At 44.9% G+C, this 18,931-nt stretch carries 20 protein-coding genes; 7 read left to right on the top strand and 13 right to left on the bottom strand.

The window, feature by feature from the left end; all coding sequences use genetic code 11:
* Positions 1-11 precede the first annotated feature (11 nt).
* Entirely contained in the window at positions 12-1,556 is a 1,545-nt protein-coding gene (locus tag LKO28_RS12885; protein ID WP_227695340.1) for an alpha-N-arabinofuranosidase, read from the bottom strand.
* Positions 1,557-1,921: 365 nt separating this feature from the next.
* Between LKO28_RS12885 and LKO28_RS12880 the strand changes: the two genes are divergently transcribed.
* From LKO28_RS12880 to LKO28_RS12870, 3 genes are all read left to right on the top strand, one after another.
* Positions 1,922-3,598: a BCCT family transporter gene (locus LKO28_RS12880; RefSeq protein WP_227695339.1), complete on the top strand. Its 1,677-nt coding sequence runs from the start codon at positions 1,922-1,924 to the stop codon at positions 3,596-3,598.
* On the top strand, positions 3,588-4,475 hold the full coding sequence (locus LKO28_RS12875; RefSeq protein ID WP_227695337.1) for a universal stress protein: 888 nt from the start codon (positions 3,588-3,590) through the stop codon (positions 4,473-4,475). Before LKO28_RS12880 ends, LKO28_RS12875 begins: the two co-directional genes overlap by 11 nt.
* Positions 4,476-4,570: 95 nt before the next feature.
* On the top strand, positions 4,571-6,073 hold the full coding sequence (locus LKO28_RS12870; protein WP_227695335.1) for an acyl-CoA dehydrogenase family protein: 1,503 nt from the start codon (positions 4,571-4,573) through the stop codon (positions 6,071-6,073).
* A 42-nt stretch (positions 6,074-6,115) separates the two neighbouring features.
* On the opposite strand, the gene LKO28_RS12865 is transcribed toward LKO28_RS12870, so the two are convergent.
* From LKO28_RS12865 to LKO28_RS15470, 4 genes are all read right to left on the bottom strand, one after another.
* Positions 6,116-6,955, bottom strand: coding sequence for a LytR/AlgR family response regulator transcription factor (locus tag LKO28_RS12865; protein ID WP_227695333.1), 840 nt, complete (start codon positions 6,953-6,955; stop codon positions 6,116-6,118).
* A complete protein-coding gene (locus LKO28_RS12860) occupies positions 6,891-7,997 on the bottom strand; it encodes a hypothetical protein (RefSeq protein ID WP_227695332.1) in 1,107 nt (368 codons plus the stop codon). Before LKO28_RS12860 ends, LKO28_RS12865 begins: the two co-directional genes overlap by 65 nt.
* 129 nt (positions 7,998-8,126) lie before the next feature.
* Positions 8,127-9,095, bottom strand: coding sequence for a hypothetical protein (locus tag LKO28_RS12855; protein WP_227695330.1), 969 nt, complete (start codon positions 9,093-9,095; stop codon positions 8,127-8,129).
* Positions 9,096-9,212: 117 nt separating this feature from the next.
* Positions 9,213-9,338: a hypothetical protein gene (locus LKO28_RS15470; RefSeq protein WP_262906116.1), complete on the bottom strand. Its 126-nt coding sequence runs from the start codon at positions 9,336-9,338 to the stop codon at positions 9,213-9,215.
* A 393-nt stretch (positions 9,339-9,731) separates the two neighbouring features.
* Between LKO28_RS15470 and LKO28_RS12850 the strand changes: the two genes are divergently transcribed.
* Both LKO28_RS12850 and LKO28_RS12845 read left to right on the top strand, forming a co-directional pair.
* Positions 9,732-9,977 (top strand): DUF6364 family protein, encoded by a 246-nt coding sequence (locus tag LKO28_RS12850; protein WP_227695328.1) that lies wholly within the window; start codon positions 9,732-9,734, stop codon positions 9,975-9,977.
* Between the two features lies 1 nt (position 9,978).
* Positions 9,979-10,401, top strand: a complete 423-nt coding sequence (locus LKO28_RS12845; RefSeq protein ID WP_227695327.1) for a type II toxin-antitoxin system VapC family toxin — start codon at positions 9,979-9,981, stop codon at positions 10,399-10,401.
* Positions 10,402-10,502: 101 nt separating this feature from the next.
* Here LKO28_RS12845 and LKO28_RS12840 read toward each other — a convergent pair whose 3' ends face one another.
* The 4 genes from LKO28_RS12840 to LKO28_RS12825 form a co-directional block, all read right to left on the bottom strand.
* On the bottom strand, positions 10,503-11,510 hold the full coding sequence (locus LKO28_RS12840; protein ID WP_227695326.1) for a TQO small subunit DoxD: 1,008 nt from the start codon (positions 11,508-11,510) through the stop codon (positions 10,503-10,505).
* 49 nt (positions 11,511-11,559) lie between these two features.
* Positions 11,560-11,934 carry a hypothetical protein gene (locus LKO28_RS12835; RefSeq protein ID WP_227695325.1) on the bottom strand — a complete coding sequence of 125 codons (375 nt, stop codon included), beginning with the start codon at positions 11,932-11,934 and terminating at the stop codon, positions 11,560-11,562.
* A 28-nt stretch (positions 11,935-11,962) separates the two neighbouring features.
* The gene (locus LKO28_RS12830; protein WP_227695324.1) at positions 11,963-12,256 is read right to left on the bottom strand and encodes a hypothetical protein; all 294 of its coding nucleotides are present in this window, start codon (positions 12,254-12,256) and stop codon (positions 11,963-11,965) included.
* A gap of 148 nt (positions 12,257-12,404) precedes the next feature.
* Positions 12,405-13,826, bottom strand: coding sequence for a hypothetical protein (locus tag LKO28_RS12825; RefSeq protein ID WP_227695323.1), 1,422 nt, complete (start codon positions 13,824-13,826; stop codon positions 12,405-12,407).
* 152 nt (positions 13,827-13,978) lie between these two features.
* Between LKO28_RS12825 and LKO28_RS12820 the strand changes: the two genes are divergently transcribed.
* On the top strand, positions 13,979-15,901 hold the full coding sequence (locus LKO28_RS12820; RefSeq protein WP_227695322.1) for a heavy metal translocating P-type ATPase: 1,923 nt from the start codon (positions 13,979-13,981) through the stop codon (positions 15,899-15,901).
* A gap of 437 nt (positions 15,902-16,338) precedes the next feature.
* Here LKO28_RS12820 and LKO28_RS12815 read toward each other — a convergent pair whose 3' ends face one another.
* Complete coding sequence (locus LKO28_RS12815; protein ID WP_227695320.1) at positions 16,339-17,280, bottom strand: hypothetical protein; 942 nt, start codon at positions 17,278-17,280, stop codon at positions 16,339-16,341.
* A gap of 476 nt (positions 17,281-17,756) precedes the next feature.
* On the opposite strand from LKO28_RS12815, the gene LKO28_RS12810 reads away from it, so the two are divergent.
* Positions 17,757-17,963, top strand: coding sequence for a hypothetical protein (locus LKO28_RS12810; RefSeq protein WP_227695319.1), 207 nt, complete (start codon positions 17,757-17,759; stop codon positions 17,961-17,963).
* Between the two features lie 81 nt (positions 17,964-18,044).
* Here LKO28_RS12810 and LKO28_RS12805 read toward each other — a convergent pair whose 3' ends face one another.
* The 3 genes from LKO28_RS12805 to LKO28_RS12795 all read right to left on the bottom strand — a co-directional run.
* Positions 18,045-18,245 (bottom strand): hypothetical protein, encoded by a 201-nt coding sequence (locus LKO28_RS12805; protein WP_227695317.1) that lies wholly within the window; start codon positions 18,243-18,245, stop codon positions 18,045-18,047.
* Positions 18,229-18,738 (bottom strand): DUF5675 family protein, encoded by a 510-nt coding sequence (locus tag LKO28_RS12800; protein ID WP_227695315.1) that lies wholly within the window; start codon positions 18,736-18,738, stop codon positions 18,229-18,231. Before LKO28_RS12800 ends, LKO28_RS12805 begins: the two co-directional genes overlap by 17 nt.
* Before the next feature lie 4 nt (positions 18,739-18,742).
* The coding region (locus LKO28_RS12795) for a fibronectin type III domain-containing protein (protein ID WP_227693547.1) at positions 18,743-18,931 on the bottom strand (189 nt) is incomplete at its 5' end.

Below are 18,931 nucleotides of genomic sequence, written 5' to 3'. Positions count from 1 at the left end.
TTTCTTCGTTATTAAATAAGTTCCAATACAATAACTGAATGCGCCGGAATCTCGATATCTATCCGATTATCCTTCATCTTCGCGCCTTTATATTCCGTTGGAAACACCGTATTCGGTTGTTCGAACGTATTGTGTTCCCGAAGATTTTCTGCCGTCAATATTCTTCCTGTTAAGCTTTTTGCTTTAATAGATCCCAGATCTAACGACACCTTCCTATTTCCCTTCGGATCAATATTAACCACAGAAATATGAACCTTACCTTGCTTATCTTTTGATGCCGAGGCAGAAATAGCCGGTAACTCTTCATCACCGTACTTGTAACTATCACTCTGGAGCTCGATCGGGATTAATTGCGCATCCTGATGAACCTTATACATTTCCATAACATGATAAGTAGGTGTTACGAGCATATCCTTTCCTTTAGTCAGGATCACCGCTTGCAAAACATTAATAGTTTGTGCAAGGTTCGCCATTTTCACCCGTTTCGCATGGTTATTAAAGATGTTCAAGGTCATTCCTGCGATCATGGCATCCCGCATCGTATTCTGTTGGTATAAGAAACCCGGATTTGTTTCCGGCTCCACCTCATACCATCCGCCCCATTCATCCACCACCAAGTCTACACGTCCTTTCGGATCATACTTATCCATGATAGCACTATGCTTTTCCACCAGTTCATTCATAAACCAAGCAGATTTCATTGTTTTGAAGTAATCCTCGTCCGAGAACTTCGTAGAAGAGCCTTTTTTATTCCAGTTGATAACCGCATAATGGTGTAACGCGACCCCTTTCATCAAGTGGTTCGGTATATTTTTCATCAGCGTTTCTGTCCAATGGTAGTCCGCGCTATTCGCACCCGAAGCGATACGGTATAAACCGCCGCTATTGTCCCAATCGGCCATAAAGGTTGCGTACTTTCTATAAATATCGCTATAATATTCAGCGGTCATATTTCCACCGCAGCCCCAAGCCTCGTTGCCGACACCCCAGAATCTAACGTTCCACGGCTTCTCTCTTCCATTTTCACGCCGCAAATCCGACATCGGACTTTCTCCCGCAAAATTAACGTACTGTACCCAGTCTGCCAACTCCTGCACCTCGCCGCTCCCTACGTTTCCAGCTAAGTATGGTTCCGTTTCCAACAGCTCACACATATTCAGGAAATCGTGTGTACCAAAAGAATTATCTTCCGTCACACCACCCCACCAGTTGTTCACGATTGATGGACGTCCTTCTTTCGGTCCAATACCATCCTTCCAGTGGTAGGTGTCCGCAAAGCAGCCACCCGGCCACCTTAAGTTCGGAATCTGCAGTTTTTTCAACGCTTCGACCACATCGTTTCGCACACCATTCGTGTGCGCGATAGAATCATTCGCCTCACCAACATAAAAGCCATCGTAAATACATCTTCCCAGATGTTCGGCAAAATGTCCGTAAATGTGCTTGTTAATGGTAATTTCCGTTGGCGGATCCGTTAGCTTAATACTGCTTTGACTATGAGCCAGCATACTCACAGATAATAGCGCAACGCTTAAATTTAATTTTACGTTTATCATTTTAGTTGTATTTATGTGTTTTTTCGGTTTATAACAACTTTTAAAATTAATGTCAAAATAACACTTATTTTAATAAACACAAAATAAAAAAGAAAATAATCGTCATCCGTCTTTTATATATGGATATAATTTAAATAGCTTATAAAGCAAATTTAGGCAGGCTGTCCTAATTTCAGCATACACATAACGGTCATAATTCGATAGCAAATTCGTCAAAATGCCCTCTCACACCCCCAAGTAAAAACAATTTACTGTTTCACGTGTATATACTATCATGTAAGTTAGTTATCAAAGCGTCCCAACTCACCGGTTTGCAAAAACCCCTTAAATAAGGGTATGTTTGCTTACATCACCGAAGATCTACTATGATGTCCATAAAAGCGAACAGAAGAAATCCCGTTACGAACCTTTTAGGGCTGGTTGTAAACAAAACTGTGTTTTTAGCCTCCATTGTCGTCATTGTAGCGTCCATTGGAGGCACGCTCCTGTTTCAGGAGCAAGCCGACTATTATTTTGGCTTAGCCCAAAGCTATGTTTCCGCACATGGCGGCTGGGTTTACACCTTGGCAGTCAATATCTTTATCATTTTTTGTCTTTACATGGCCTTTGGTAAATACGGCTCCATCCGGCTAGGCGGAAAAGACGCCAAACCAGAATTCAACCTGACCTCGTGGTTTGCGATGCTTTTCAGTGCCGGAATCGGCAACGGCTTAGTGTTATTCAGTATAGCCGACCCGGTGCGCGACTTTTTAAATCCGCCGCGGCTTGCCGGCGAGAGCCCCACCCTGATAGCGCAGGAAGCACTTAATTTCTCCTTCCTGCACCATGGTATCCACGGGTGGGCCATCTACTCTGTGGTAGGTTTGTCCCTAGCTTATTTTACATTTAACCGGAAAATGCCCCTGACCCTTCGGTCGGCCTTCTATCCCCTTCTCGGCAACCGTATATACGGCTGGATGGGCGATCTGATAGACGTCATGGCCGTGCTGACCACCCTCTTCGGATTAGCCACCACCATCGGCTTCGGTGTCGGACAAATCAACTCCGGCTTCACCCATATCTTTGGCATACCCTCCTCCCTCTTTTATCAAATCATGATCATTATAGCGGTCACATTGGCCGCTACATTATCTGCTTTCAGCGGGCTCAACAAAGGAGTAAAGATACTGAGCGTGCTCAACGTTCGCGTCGCCCTCATCATTTTCATTCTTGTATTAATCCTCGGCCCAACCACCTTTATCCTAAAATCATACATACAAAATATCGGGAGTTATCTGACAAACTTTATCGACATGTCTACTTGGACCGAGTCTCTTCAAGACACCGAGTGGCAAAAGATACGAACCATTATGTATTGGGGATGGTGGATTTCTTGGTCACCCTTTGTCGGCACCTTTATTGCTCGAATTTCACGGGGGCGCACGATCAAGGAGTTTATGCTCTGCGTGTTGATATTACCTGCTATGGTCACCTTTCTTTGGTTCACCGCCTTTGGCGGAACCACAATGAAAGATATCCTTGCGGGTGACACCGCCTTGATAAGTGCCGTCAACGACAACATTTCGACCGCATTGTATGTTTTCTTCGACAAGTTTCCTTTAGCTATCGTACTAAAGATCCTCGGTCTAATACTAATTTGCAGCTTCATTATTACCTCGGCCGATTCTGGCGCATTGGTGGTAGACAGCCTTACCTCAGGCGGAGCTAAGACCCCCGCTTTCCAACGCGTGATCTGGGCCGTAGCAACAGGCATAGTAGCAGCCGTCCTGATGTACGGTGGCGGACTAAATGCATTACAGACCGCCGTTACCATTTCCGGACTACCCTTTGCCATCCTGCTCGTCATGATGTGTTTCTCGCTCTTCTCTGGCCTGCAGGAAGACTACCAAAAAGATGAACGAAAAAAATTGCTTAGTGAAAAAGAAACCTATCAAAAAAATATTTTGGACTTAGTCAATCGAGAACGAGAAGAGCGCCAGCAACGCAGCCAGGCCGCCCCACCTCCTCCGGCTGATGATAATACCCCTAAAAATGATGAATAAGAAAAATACCCTCGATAAAAAACTGAATATTTTGGTGGCGCTCGACTTGACCGAGATGGATGCCGTATTGCTCCGTTATATGAGCTTTTTAAATAGCATCTTCTCCATCCAGCACATCTATTTTGCACACAATATCAAGCAGTCCGTACTCAACCAACTATACGAAGATATTCTTGGCGAAGACATCCGAATCGACGAGATCATCGAAGAAGAGCTCAAACGCAATATCACCCAGAACTATACCGGTGCCAGTGACCATTCCCTTATCGTAACCAACGAGCAACACACCGAAAGTGCGCTGACCGAACTAGCCGTCGACCACCAAATAGACGTCGTCGTTGTGGGCGACAAAAGCGAGCTAAAAGGAACCGGCGGCCTGCCCCAGAAGCTTGTTCGCATGCTAAACACCCATTTGCTCCTTGTACCTGAAGGCGCCCGTCTCGAACTCCAAAAGATCCTTGCTACGACTGACTTCAGCGGCAACTCCGTCCAGGCCTTGCAAGCCGCTCTGCTACTCGCACGACAGACAAAAAGCGAAATCGAGGCCCTGCATGTGTATGGTATCCCTTCGTTTTACTTCCCCTATATCGACCGGGAGAAAGCGCAAGAACAAACCAGGAAGCACTTACACAGCCGTTTCTTGGAGCTCCAGAAGAAACACGCCTTACCAGCCGATATCCAATTTAAGTATGTCGATAAAAAAGAATATTCGGTCGTGGAGGCCATCCGGCGCGAAGCCGAAAAAGGAAAATTCGATATGATTGTGATTTCCGCCCGGGGCGCCAACAATATAACACGACTTTTCATCGGAAGTACCACGAATGACCTCATACGGAGCAATCAGACCATGCCCATACTTGTGATCAAAAAGCGGTAAAGGAAACACCTCTCCATAAATTTTTCAAATTGAATATCCCGAATACAGGGCATTTTGCGTAAGTTTGCTCATCAATATTATTTAAAACGTGTTACATGGAGTCAGGTAAGGAAGAACTGTCCGTATTTATAGCAAAGTTTAATCAGGTCCTTAAGCGTGTCTTTCACGAGCAGCAAGACATTAATGAATTAAGCCACGACCGAGGACTACCTCCGCACATCTGGCGGGACATCATGGAAACCCATCCACTCGCAGTAGCCGTCCCGACAGCCTATGGCGGCCGTGGCAGCGTAGTGAAAGAGTGTTTAAGTGTTCTTTCCGCCGCATCCTACGAATCCCTTCCCCTTTCCCTCACGTTTGGTATCAATATCGCTCTGTTTTTAGAGCCATTGGCCAAATACGGCGACGATAAAATAAAAGAAAAAGTATTTCCAGAATTCCTGAGCGGTCACCGCATGGGCGGACTCATGATTACCGAGCCCGATTACGGAAGCGATGCGTTAAACATGCGCACCGCTTACCGCAATACAGACGAAGGTTATGCCATCAGTGGAAAGAAACACTGGCAAGGTCTTACCGGTCAGGCCGATTACTGGTTAGTCGCCGCCCGCAAGCAGGTAAGCGACGGTGAACTGGCACGGGACGTTGACTTCTTCGTCACGGACAACGCCGATCCTAAACAACACATTAAGGTAGAACAGCTATACAGCAACCTAGGCTTATACATGATTCCATACGGTCTAAATGTGATTGACCTGGAGGTTCCGACCTATCAGCGATTACAGCCAGAGAGCACCGGCATCAAGATGATGCTGGATATCCTGCACCGCAGCCGTTTGCAATTTCCCGGCATGGGCATGGGCTTTATCAAACGTATGTTAGACGAAGCACTACAACACTGCACCAACCGTATGGTCGGCGCAGGTAACCTGCTCGCCCTAGATGCCGTACAATATCAGCTTTCCAGAATACAAACTGCTTTCACGATCTGTTCCGGCATGTGTGCCCGGAGCAGCACTATCAGCGGTATCGAGTACAACCTCGCTACCGAAGGCCTCGAAGCCAACAGCATGAAAGCCTTAGTCACCGACCTCATGCAGGAATCCGCGCAACTTTGTTTGCAAGTTTCCGGTGCCAACGGATACAAAATCAACCATATTGCCGGAAGAGGCATTATCGACAGCCGGCCGTTCCAGATTTTTGAAGGATCGAACGAGATGCTATACACCCAAATCGCAGAAATCGTTTTAAAACGGATGAAGCGTCAAAAAGAAAGCTCGTTCTACCAATCATTGGCTAGCTTACCACAAACCGAGAAAGCCGTTCCCCATTTCCGGGAACAACTTCAATTTACGGTAAGCGATAACCTCGCACAGCGAAAATTAGTCGACCTCGGAAAAATAATTGCTAGACTCGTCAACATCCAATATGTGCTCGATATGCAAGAAAAAGGATTCCGTCAGGATCTGGTCGAAAACTGCATTTATAATATGCAACTCGATATTGCGCAGCTAGCGTCCAACTTCGCGTTAAGCAACCATGCCGAACTCGTTGTCAGCTACGAAGGCGAAAGTGACTGGCTCGACTTCGCCTTTTAGGCAAGCAGGATCACGGCACCGGTACATTACCGGTGCTCCATCTTATTCTCTCAGCGCTATTGTCGAGACCTTCTTTCCGCGAATAGCATTTTCACCCAACCATTGCTCGAACAGCGGATACTTATCTTTCGCTCCTATAGGAATTCCGGTATCCGTACCGGCCAATTGAATTCGCTTGTCCTTACTCCCCGTGACACTTATTATCTGTTTAAAATGATTGAGCGAAATCGCATAGCTACGGTGCACCCGCACAAAATTCGCTTTCGGCAGCCGTAGCAACACCTCGCTTATTTTCTCGTACGTTTCAAAATATTCGGTCTGACTAATCCATAACCAGGTCTTATCATCATTCGCTTCCACATAAATGATCTCATCATAATTCAGTCGGGCAATTTCCAAACCCCGCTGACCATAAACCAGCAAACAGTGATTGTTCCGATCCAGGTAATTCAGCCCTAACGGCAGCAATCGTTTTTTGACCTCCGCAACAGCCTCGATATACCGATCAAAATAAATAGGCTTCGTGAGGTAATCCGTCACCTTACGATCAAAAGATTCCCGCGCAAAATGTTCGTGCGCCGTACAGACCACCACCTGCAAATCAGCGATCAGCGGATTTACCGTTTTTAGAAAATTAAGCTGTGGAATAAACTTCATCCCATGCATCCCCGGCATTTCCATATCGAGGAATAACACATCCACCGCGTCTTTCTTGAGCCGGGCCAACATCTCCCGAGGATTATTGGCCGTAAAGACCAATTCAAAATCATCCGTCAATCTAATAAAGTCAACGAGATGTTCTACCGCATCCTGTTCGTCATCCAGCACGGCGACCCGAATTTTCTTTTTCGCATCCGCTAGCTTCAAAATTGTTTTGTACACGTCCATTATTTACTCGTATTTCGATCTCTAAAAAAAATGTCTCGTTTTCCGTACGATATGCCAAACGCGCCCTATCCCCATACTGCATACCGAGGATATCTTTTAGTTGTTGTAGCCCCGCTCCACCCTCTTGATACACCCAAGCCGACCTTGGAGCCAACCTATTTTCCGTCCGCACTACTAGCCTGTCTGTCGCACAATCGACTTTAAAAACAGCATCCGATTCCGATTGTACGTCACCATGCTTGTACATATTTTTATAGAGCGCCAACAAAGCCATCGGTAGCACCTGCACACCGCTCGTCTCTCCACCAACCTCCACTTGAAGCGTCTCCAGCGGATACATCCCCCTTAAACGTTTCAGATGATACAATTCAAGATCCAAAGGAATAAAGAAACTCTTTTCTCTGGCTATAATACGCATGCCAAATGCCCAGATGATACCATAGGATTCCAGCACACGGAACGAGGCGTTCCCCTTCTTGATTGCAAAAATTAGGCTCTGATTCAAATTACCCAAGAAATGGGAAATCCATCGCTGCATACAGATACGTTGACGCTCCTCCTCCAAGATCTGTCGCTTTCCTGTCAGATAGACGTAGCGCACCTTTAGCAAATTATAGAGAACCTCTGCCGCAGCCAGTCCCAGCCCCTTATAAGCAAACGCCCAATAAAACCCAGCAACCTCAATAACAAACATCGTAACATCAAACACCGGATTCTCGGGCGACCGCAGTATACGCTCCGAAAATTCATTGGGAAAACCATATAACACTTGATAGCCGAGATACAATAATAACAGCAGATAAAGCGGGGAGAGTCCAATACCTTTCCAGTTCCATCCGTTCTTAAAAAGCTTTCGCAACCCATTCCAATTAAAATAGAATATAGCCAACATAACCGGCGTGAGCGCCAAGACTACCCATAGGTGGCTCCAACCGTATTTAAAAACATTGACGCCGCCTATCCATAGCAGATAAACTACCCAGCCGATTACGTGGATATAAATAGGAAAAGGTTTAAAAAGGATAGCTTTCGTCATATATACACGAATTAAGACCGCTAAGTCATTACTGCATGATCCGCCATCTGAGACATGCAGCTATTTATTTCTTAAGAGATTATTCTTGAAACTTAAAATTACATAATATTTTTATTAAACAGCAACAAACTAAAATATTTTTGAAATATGTACCCGTAAATCCTCTACCGCCGACTGCGCTTCCTCCCGACAGGCCAAAATCTGTCTAGATCCCATATTAAAGATTCTTATTTTTCCCTGTACATCCACGGGCACCAATAAATCGTCCCGGTCAGGAACCGGTACCGATTCCATGTTCGCAAATAGGTGATGGGGAAATTCCCACTGAATAAACTCTTCCGGCCGTAGCGTCTCCAACAATTGATAAGCATATTGCAATGCCGGACCATAATCGTCCTTGCACGTCACTGCAATTTCCGGACGATAACGTACCCGCAGCCTATCCTCCTCCACGGTCATCAACAACGGACATATGGGTGTTTTAGTCCATTGACTCAAAACCGCCATCCCTTGTCGCACATCCAGCGGTATATGATGCACATTCACGCTCGTCCAGCCCCGATCGGCGATAGCCCCTTCCTGTCCATCAACATAGCATAGCACATGCAACCCCCTTTCTATACAATGTCGCAATTTAATAAGCGCGCCCATTTCTTCTGCACATACAAAATACAATTCCGTTGGCTCCGGCGCTCTGCCGAACATACGCTTAAAATGCTCCACATATATCGGGTATTGTTCCTTATAGACGGATTCCTTCAACAATACCACCAAACCTTCTCCCCGCTGGAGGAGTGCACGAGCCAATAAGGCATACGGCCCCACATGAAAGCAGGCCCATATCTTTGGCCCCATAATGGGCGGTAAATGTCCCTGTAATTGCGGCAATAAGGTCTCATCATGCTTAAAAGCTCCCTGCATTATCCAGTTCTGATAAAGCCCCATGATGCGAAGTGCATCTTCATAGCCCTCGATCATCCCCCAATGGTAGAGTAAGGTAATACATTTTATACCCTTGTTCCAGTCATCGGCCGATATCTCATTCCTATCGGCACCGGTGTGCACAAGCACCCCTGTATTTTTCATTTTCTTGTTCATAGATACGTTTTTAATGTATGGGTAATTGGTTAGCTAGACCCCTTAGGTTCATGGTTGGCGTCGGCTATGGAAAAGGGGGTGCGCCCGGTCCCCCCTTTTATCCCTGCCTATGCACGGTTAAATAAAATAAAGTTTACACTTCTCCGAAGTTCCCACGGCCATCATCTGCAAACTTTCATGTTGACTGAAAGTATAGGCCGCAGTCTCCGCGAGACGTTGAATGGTTTCCATGTATTTTTCCATTTTTCTGTTTTAGCTAGTTTAACGAAGCATCTATCGGTTCTAGATAGATCGCTGTGCCCGAAGGCTTGTGATCACTGTGCCAAAACTGGATCTTTCTGATCAGGAACACCAAAAAAAACCTGCAATAACCCCTACAGCCACGCTAAACCAGCTGGGTGAGCTTTAAAACCATTTCACAGCACCTCCCGGCAGTTTCACAACCACTAGAAGGTGTATTCACCCCTGCGTTCGTCGTTAATTGAATCCTAATGTTTAAAATGGAATTGTAAAATTAAGGGGACGAAAAGCAGAAAAGGGGGTAACTATTGTTCCGTTTAGGGGTAATAATTGTTCTAGGTATACTTTGTATTTACCAACAAAATACGTATATTTATCAAAAAGATACGTATAGTCATGGCAACAAAATTAACCCTCACAGTCGAAGAGCGCATTATTGAGAAAGCCAAAAAGTATGCGAAGCAGACAGGCCGAAGTTTGTCCGAATTGGTAGAAAATTATCTCGGTACGCTCGTTGAAGAAAATCAAGACTTGCAACAAGTCTCTCCTAAACTGAGAAAAATAATAGGTTCGGTAAAGTTACCTGATGATTTCGATGAAAAAAAGGAATTATCGACATATTATGAAACAAAACACCTCTAGAATGCAGCATATATTTGTGGACACCAATATACTTATAGATCTATTGTCAGATAGGCGTCCGTTCAGCAAATTCGCCATTGAAATTTTTGATTTAGCGAGTAAAAACAAAATTAAGCTGTACACCTCGTCCCACTCTTTTGCGACCACCCATTATCTGTTGAAGAAATATATCAAAGAACAGGAGTTACGAAAAATTTTATATTCATTATTAGATTTTATTGAAATCATCCCTATCGACATAGCTATTATAAAAAAAAGCTTATTATCGAACCATGATGATTTCGAGGATGCTATCCAAATATTAGCCGCTCATTCCGTAAAAAAGCTAGACTTCATCGTAACTCGTAATGTAAAAGACTTTAAAAAATCAGAGATTATCGCCCTACCACCCGACGAACTTCTTTTACGACTTAGCCATCAATAATGGCATACTGGTTTGAGGATAACTCAAAATTACCTGAAACAGGGAGAAGCAAATGTGCAATCTGAAAATCTGCTTTCCAAATTGCACATACGCCTCCGGGTCTAACTAATTGTAGCTGTCCATGTTATCCCGCTAATATCGATAAGCTTTAGGCGATATCCATCGCGCAGCGTAATATCTCCCAAATCGATCGTAAGATCTGCTTTTGCGCCGAGGGGTAAAATCAGGCTGTGAAGACCTGGTTTAATCTTAGCAACATAGTGGTTATGAATGCGCTCCACAGGAAACTGTGCCAACTCCTCTTGATCGATAGATTTTACAATACGATTATTTTCGTCCAGCACCTGTATACCGATCAAGAACGAGCCATACACATCGGCCCCCTCCACTCGAAACAGTCGAAAAGCTAACTGAGAACCCTGCTGTTGTACATGCGAGATCTCGACTTTCGGTTTGACCGACTTGTTATGAAGTTGACCAAATACACCCCCATGAAAATATTGATTCGTAAATAACGTCAGCCCGGCTATGAGTATCGATACAAACAAAACTTTCGGAGCCAGGTTTTTTATAGGCATGATACCCGAACCTAGATAAGTAAACCACTTTTTACCCGTAAACGAATACGATCGTTTTATGAAATAATGATCAAGCGAATAAGGCCCACTGCCCGTCAGGAACAAGACGAAGCCGCTCGCCACACCGAGCACACCAATTTGCCATTCATCCAAGCAAGTGGTTCCTAGCCATCCCGAGCCCAACAGTATCCCCATCGCTAAAAAAAACACGCCTACGCTCATCAGCCGCGTAAACAAACCCAATATAATAAACAGCCCGACAACAGCTTCCACAATAGTGAAGGCGATCATGGCTGTTTGTAACGCATCCGGGTTCAGCACTAAATATTCGATAACAGGCTTGATGCCCAAAGCATTGGGGAGGAAGTGGTTAAATTTCTCACCGATATAACCGGCTTCTTCAGGAATTAATTTATTGTCTAAAATCAGACGTCTCCAAAAAGCTGAAAAATAAGTCCAGCCGATTACCCATCTCAGAGACAGGGTAAAAAGTCCAGCCTCATGGGCTGCACGATCCATATATTGTTTCATTGAATTGCTATTTTATTTAAACGTAAAAAATGTCATGTGATTTATCCAATCACACCACATCCAATTTCCATCGTTTAAATAAAATATATTTAGGCGGGCTATTGCCCGTAGGCGGGTTTAGACACGTACCGCATACCTTTATCGTATAAACATCGGTGCGCCGACCAGCTAAACCTTCTACAATACGGTGGTAGATATCCTTGACAGGCGCATGTTCCGCACCCGCTTGAACACGATCCTCCGTAACATATTGACAGTAGTTAACAAAAGCAGCGACTTTATTCTTATTCAGCGTCTGGACAAGCTCCGCGTCCACCGCACCGAATATAACAGCCTTCAAAGCACAGGGCGTAAACGCAAATAAAATAAACCATATCAACGCAATGCGTTTCACAGGGGCGATATGGTCACGTGCTTTGAACATGTATACAAAGGTAGCAATTTTTATCTAGCTATGCCGATACCTGACCTCTCCCCTCAAAATGCTCTTTGAGCGCCAAAAACTCCTCCCCCAAGTGAAGATATACCTGATCATCGAAATTGATAACAATTCCATCATCCAAAAAAATGTAGATACGTTCGCCACCATAGTCACGGCCGTCGTCATTCCAGGAAATATGCAGTATACTGTTCTTGAATTCCGCTAAGTCAGCAATACAAGACACCTTTTTATTGTAATTATATCGCTTCGCTAACAAACGAAGTACTCGGTTAGCTTCTTCCAGCAGTAAACTATTATTTTCCATTATATCGCTTATCTATGTGTACTATAATTGTTAAATGAACGTAGAAAAGGAAAAATAGTTTTTATGTAAGCTAACGTCTAACGGATTTTATTAGGAGACCCTTTCCTTATAAATAGCGATTTCCAAGAAAAAATGAAGGCGGGAATGCCTAGTATTCCCGGTGGAACGTCCGGAACGACGAACGCAGGCCAAATGTAACGATCGTAGCTTGCTGATAGGCATCCGTAACGCTGTTTTTATGGCGACGGTCAATTAGCCCCAGCTCCCAGCGGAGATTATATTTCGGGTTCATGACGTAGGAGAAACGCAGTTCCTGATAAAACAAGTTACTCCGTTCAGCGCCGTAGCGCGCATACAAGGACTGGCCGTAGAGCTCCCAGCGATTCCACCGGTAGGTCGCGATACCCAGCAGTTCCTTAAAATTCGATCCCGCCGGATGCGCCAAGGCTTCGGCATTGCTGGTATAATCGATCCGGCTATTCGGATGTCCATAGGTATCCCGCGCCGCTTGGTTATATTCGGCGGTCAAGTTCAAATTCGTCAGGCCAAACAGATCATAGGTCTTTCCCCCCAGCTGAAACGCCATCCGGTTGCTCGAAAATTCATCCGCATAGCCTTGTGCGTAAAAGATATATTGTGGCAAAGGCCGGTACTTCACGTTGAGCCCTAAGCCGCCATTCGCCTTTCCACCCACTTGCTGATTGTTCTGTGCCCAAATCAAGGAATGAAACAGCCCCAGCGAGAGCTTGTCGCCGGCGAGGTAATCCACATACTGAAAGGCCCCATATTTAACCCCATTTCCCAAACGTGGCGAAAAAGGATCCTGCGCATCCACCACACGCGGATGCCGCAAATCGTTCATATAGGCCCAGATGGAGTTGTACTGCCAACGCCCCACCTTACCCGACACCCGGGCATGCGTAAAATTATAGGGATTGTCCGAGACCAGCACCGAACGGTACCCCTCGCCAATATGCAATTTATCATACGCCACACTCAGGTTCAAAGCATCCGAGACCTGGTACGTCAGGTTGGCCGTCGCGTTCATCCAGTCGTATTTACCCGAATGCAGGTTTTTGGAAAAACCCTGCCCCGGCAAGTTCCCAATCCGTTGCGCGGTGCTGTCAATAAAACTCGCGTAGCGTGCCTGGTTCTCGTAAAAACTCACATAGAGCGAAAACTTCTTATTGATCGAAAGCCCCGCCTGCGCACCCCGCGTATTCGTCCATAAACTCTTGCTATTTGTCCCGCGCTCCGAACCTAGGATAAAATCTGGCATAAAGTCCAAGTAAAAGGTATGGTCATCCTTCACCACTTCCACCAAATGTTCCTGGAAAAGCTTGCGGTATCCCCAGCTACGCGAGGAATCGCGTGCTCCGATTTCGTGCCGCGGATCGATATGCGACCCCACAAATGGCTTGACAGCGGTATGTGTTATACTATCGCCATAGAGCTGCGCCATATTTCGTTGGTAATGCTCGTAAGAATAAGGCTGGTAATGTATCTGCGACTGCCCTGCTTTTGCAAACAACAAGCCCAAGCATAACAATGTGAGGCGTATGTATTTCATAGTTTCTTTCCTTATGGCTCAAAAGTACAAAAATCCACCTAGAATGGTGATTTTCTATGAAAAGCCCGATTATAATCTGGAGGTCTGACTTTGTTTGCGCCCTGATTTCTAGCGGTGTCATTCATTTTTCGTAATTTTAAAAATAAAACCCTATGAACTACGCTCCTAAAGAAACAAATATTCCACACGACCATGCCCATGAAGCAGATACGGTTTCTATTTTCAACCTATTTCTTCCTGCCCTCATCTCGCTTGTGCTCTTGCTGGGCGGTATCGTCATGGATCATTGGTTTCCGCAAACGTGGTTTACCGATTGGGTACGGATTATTTGGTATGCGGCTGCTTATCTGCCCGTTGGCTTGCCGGTACTCCGAGAAGCCCTCGCGCATATTCGAAAAGGCGCTATCTTCTCCGAATTCTTTTTGATGGGTATCGCCACTATCGGCGCATTTGCCATTGGTGAATATCCCGAGGGGGTTGCGGTGATGCTGTTCTATTCCGTTGGCGAGGTGTTTCAAGCTATGGCTGTTTCGCGCGCAAAATCAAATATCAAATCTTTACTTGACCAGCGGCCCGATGAAGTAATGGTTTTAAAAAACAATGAGGCGCAAACCGTGAAGGCTGAGGCGGTTGGCATTGGCGAGATCATACAACTCAAACCCGGCGAAAAATTAGGCTTAGACGGCGAACTGTTATCCCAAACCGCTTCGTTCAATACATCGGCCTTGACTGGGGAAAGTAAGCCGGACACCAAGCACAAAGGCGAAACCGTTTTGGCTGGGATGATCAACCTCAACACCGTGTCACAGGTAAAGGTTACGACCGCCTACACCGACAGTAAGCTGAGCAAAATTTTAGCATTGGTGCAAAACGCCACTACCCAAAAAGCACCGACAGAATTATTTATCCGGAAATTCGCAAAAATCTATACCCCGATCGTGGTATTCTTGGCCGTAGTGATTTGCCTCTTGCCTTATTTCTTTGTGGAAAATTATGTGTTTAGCGATTGGCTGTACCGGTCTTTGATATTCTTGGTTATTTCTTGCCCCTGTGCGTTAGTTATTTCCATTCCTTTAGGTTATTTCGGTGGAATTGGCGCGGCAAGCAGCAACGGAATCCTGTTTAAAGGTGGTAATTTTTTAGATGCCCTTGCCACTATCCAAAACGTCGTGCTCGATAAGACCGGCACCCTCACAGCAGGCGTTTTCAAGGTTCAGGAAGTTGTCTTTGACCCAGCCTTCAATCAGGAAGAAATATTGCAGCTGGTCAATGTATTGGAAAGCCATAGCAGCCACCCCGTCGCTACCGCTATTCACGAATACGTTGGAAAACCGAATCCTGAAATCCGACTGGAACACACCGAGGAAATTGCCGGACACGGACTAAAATCAACGGTTAATGGCAAAGATTTATTGGTCGGAAATTTCCAACTGATGAATAGGTTTGGCATCCCCTACGACGTAGACCCCAACAGCATCGTTTATACGACCATTGCCGTGGCCTACGACAACAAATTTGTGGGCTACATCACCATTGCAGACCGTATCAAGGAAGACGCGCAGGAAACCATCCGTCTGCTGCATAAGCTCAACGTTAAAACCACAATGCTCAGCGGAGATAAAAATACCGTTGTAAAATATGTAGCCGAGCAGTTGGGAATAGACAACGCCTTTGGAGATCTATTGCCGGAAGACAAAGTAAACCGCGTTAAAGCCATCAAAGCGCAAGGCGAAAGCGTTGCTTTTGTCGGCGACGGTGTAAACGATGCGCCTGTCGTGGCATTGAGCGATGTTGGTATCGCCATGGGTGGCTTGGGAAGCGATGCCACCATCGAAACGGCAGATGTGGTCATACAGGATGATAAGCCCAATAAAATACCGATGGCCATACAGATCGGCAAACAGACCAAGAAAATCGTTTGGCAAAATATCGGCTTAGCCTTTGGCGTCAAAGCAATTGTACTCCTACTAGGAGCCGGCGGATTGGCGACGATGTGGGAAGCTGTTTTTGCAGACGTCGGCGTAGCGTTACTGGCTATTTTAAATGCCGTAAGGATACAGCGGATGAAGTTTTAAAGTTTCAATTTGATGCTCATTTAAAAGTTGTTATGGTATCTTCCAAGCTTTTCAGTCGTCTTTTCCAGATCCTACACAAAACGCCAAGTTGAATTAGAAAAAACGCGATAATGATAATGAATGAGATATATTTATTAGTAGTCAGGGTGATCCCATATGTTAAAAACAACAGAAGTCCCACTATTATACTGGAACGTGAAAAACGAATACCTATTCATATATTAAATTTAGACTATAGGTAGTCGAAAACACAAAAAACTTACAGGTCAGTACTATTATTTTCAACGGACTCAACGCTGTCTATTCCTGAATCATTGTCCCGGCTGAAACCAGCTAATGCTTGGTGTTCTTGGCTATCTGTTATAACACGCAAGTACAAATTAAAACAGGCGCTTCCTTTACCAGAAAGCGCCTGCTCATATAATATTGTTAAAAAACTATTTCAGTTTTTCGACCTGTTCAACGGTGAGTCCCAAACCTTCAGCAATATCCTTTACGGGGATACCCATATTTTTGAATTTCAAAGCAGATTTAAGTTTTTCAGCTAACTTTTCAGCTTCGGCTTTGGCACGTTCTTCCAAACGACCTTGCTGTCTCCCCTGTTGCCTTTCCTGTTTCTTTACTATTTCTATAACACTCATATCGACTGAACCTCCTGTCAATTGTATAATCTCTTGATCAAATTTACTATTTATTTTTGAATTGTTAATATACAAAAAATTTTTGAGAAAGATAAGGAAATTCGTGATGCGATCTTTATCGTAATTATATCCTATCAGTGTTTTCGCTATACTTAGCCTATCCTCACCCAATTCCTCATCTGGCACCTTGCCTTCAAGCAATGCTTTTTGGCAAGCTAAAACTACAAAAGCAAAGATATTGTCCATCGCCAATAATTCTTCCTCGCTGTGATCGAAGATATGGTAGGCACGATATCTAAAACGGATAGAAGTATCCAGTACCACATCGATGTATTCGGAAGGTTTCGGTTGGTTACGACTTCCTGTATAAACTGCGATAGTGGCTAGAGGAATACCATATCGGTCTCTAATTCTATAATTATACTGGTAGATGCGTTTCGCAAATTCTGCATCATTACCACCCTCTATCTCCGTGTTGAGCATAATGTATTTTTCCGTTCCATCTTTCAGATAGACCTTTGCCAAGAGATCGGCTATGCGTTTGCCCTTTTTCCGCTCCCTGTCGGGGATAATCGCCAACAACTCCTTATCCATAAATTCGATGGCTCTGGAGAAGTCAAATATATCGTCGGCATTTGGGTAGAGAAACCTCAGAAAATCAATGAAATTTTCTTCAAATGCTCCTTTGAGCAATTCGTCGTTTTGCTTGCGTGGTCTTGGTCGCTTGTTGTTGGTCATAATTAATAAGGCAGCATGTTATAATTGTTATTAGTTCAAGTATAACCTTTTACAATCAAAAATGCAAGTAGGAACATTTCTGAATCACCGCTTCGCATATCTCTAATTAAAATCCCTCAATCGAATCTAAGACCCCACTCTCACCGAATTTATAGCTCATAGAACGCTTAGGAACCTAAGCACGCCGGAGTATCACGAAGATTATCTCGGAGCACTTCGCCAGTTGACGCCCAGACAGCAGCCAGACAACTTTATCCTTATGCGCCAGCGGGCGCGACGGTTCAGTGCAATACTGACCGGGGAGGACATGGGCGCCATGCAAAGAGTGCTCGAAGCGAGCAACGCCTTCAAGGAGGGCGATGAACCAATCCTTCGCTAAGAACAGGCATGTAACAACTTGCAGTTCAACGGTTAGATAATTAAAATTTATTGTGTATCTTGGATCATACGCATTGTAGGTTTTAAACATATTAAACATGAAAATTTTGTTAGAAGTTAAAGAAAATAAGGTTGAGTTTCTTCTGGCTTTATTGAATGACCTTCCTTATGTGAAAGCCATACCCGTAGAATACCAAGAGAGTGATCTCTTAAAAGAAATCCGAGAAGCTATCGAAGATGTCAATCTCATTAAACAGGGTAAATTGAAAGGTCGTCCTGTAGAAGAACTTTTGAATGAGTTATAAGATAATCACAATTCGCGCATTCGACAGACAGGCAAAAGGTTATTGAAAAAATTTCCTTCATTGAAGTCGGAGTTGCACGAATTAGTGACCGTGCTTAAAGCCCTCCTTTCCCGTAGTTTCAGTCGGACCCGATTCTTCTTTCTCCTGGTCGAGCACCGTCTCGATGATACCCAAACCCACCGCCACATACTTCAGTACCTGCAAGGCCTTTACGGGCAGCTTGATCGGCGCCAGCAGTACCACCTGTACCACTTGGCTAATTTTTCTAACTATCTTTTTCATCTTCGTTCTTTTTTGATTTACGCTTTGCTTTGGGCTCCGGTTGAATCATATCCTGCACCACCACAAATACCTCCTCCTTTTCCATCGCAGCAATTATTCTCTTGTAAAGCGCCACATAGGCCTTTTCCGAATCCAGGATCTCATAGTCATCGAAATCCCTGTCGTATACCATGGTATAACCCACCAATAGGCAGCCCGAGGTATCCGAGAAGTTGTTGCCGATATGGATGTAGACGTAGCTGTAGTTGGGCACATTCTGGAGCTCTAGCATTCCCTTATGAAAGCGCGGAAAACGCTTGCTGTACCGGCCGTGCATACCGCCTAGCTGCCGGAAGGCAAGTTTATAGCGCCCCACCGGAATCGCTGTTTTCGTGGGGATTTTCTCCTCGCGCACCGAATCCTCCAACACATAGCAAATGTGCTCGCCGCCGATATAAAGTTCAGACAGGGTACTATTTTTCCCCTGCCTGCTGCGTTTCACGTAGACTTCCATCCCGTTAACGCACTACATGTGAAACCATCTCTGACCAATCCGAACGCCCATAGCCGTTTATGGCCCGAACACGAACACCGTAACGCAGGAAAGGCGTAAGCGGCGCGATCGTGTGATTCTTTGATGAGGTCGTGATATAAACCTCGCCCCATTCATCCGGCATACCGTGCGCATCAATTTCGCAAATTTGATA

Source organism: Sphingobacterium sp. FBM7-1 (assembly GCF_020687765.1).
Taxonomy (GTDB): domain Bacteria; phylum Bacteroidota; class Bacteroidia; order Sphingobacteriales; family Sphingobacteriaceae; genus Sphingobacterium.
This window is presented reverse-complemented; position numbering and strand designations above follow the sequence as displayed.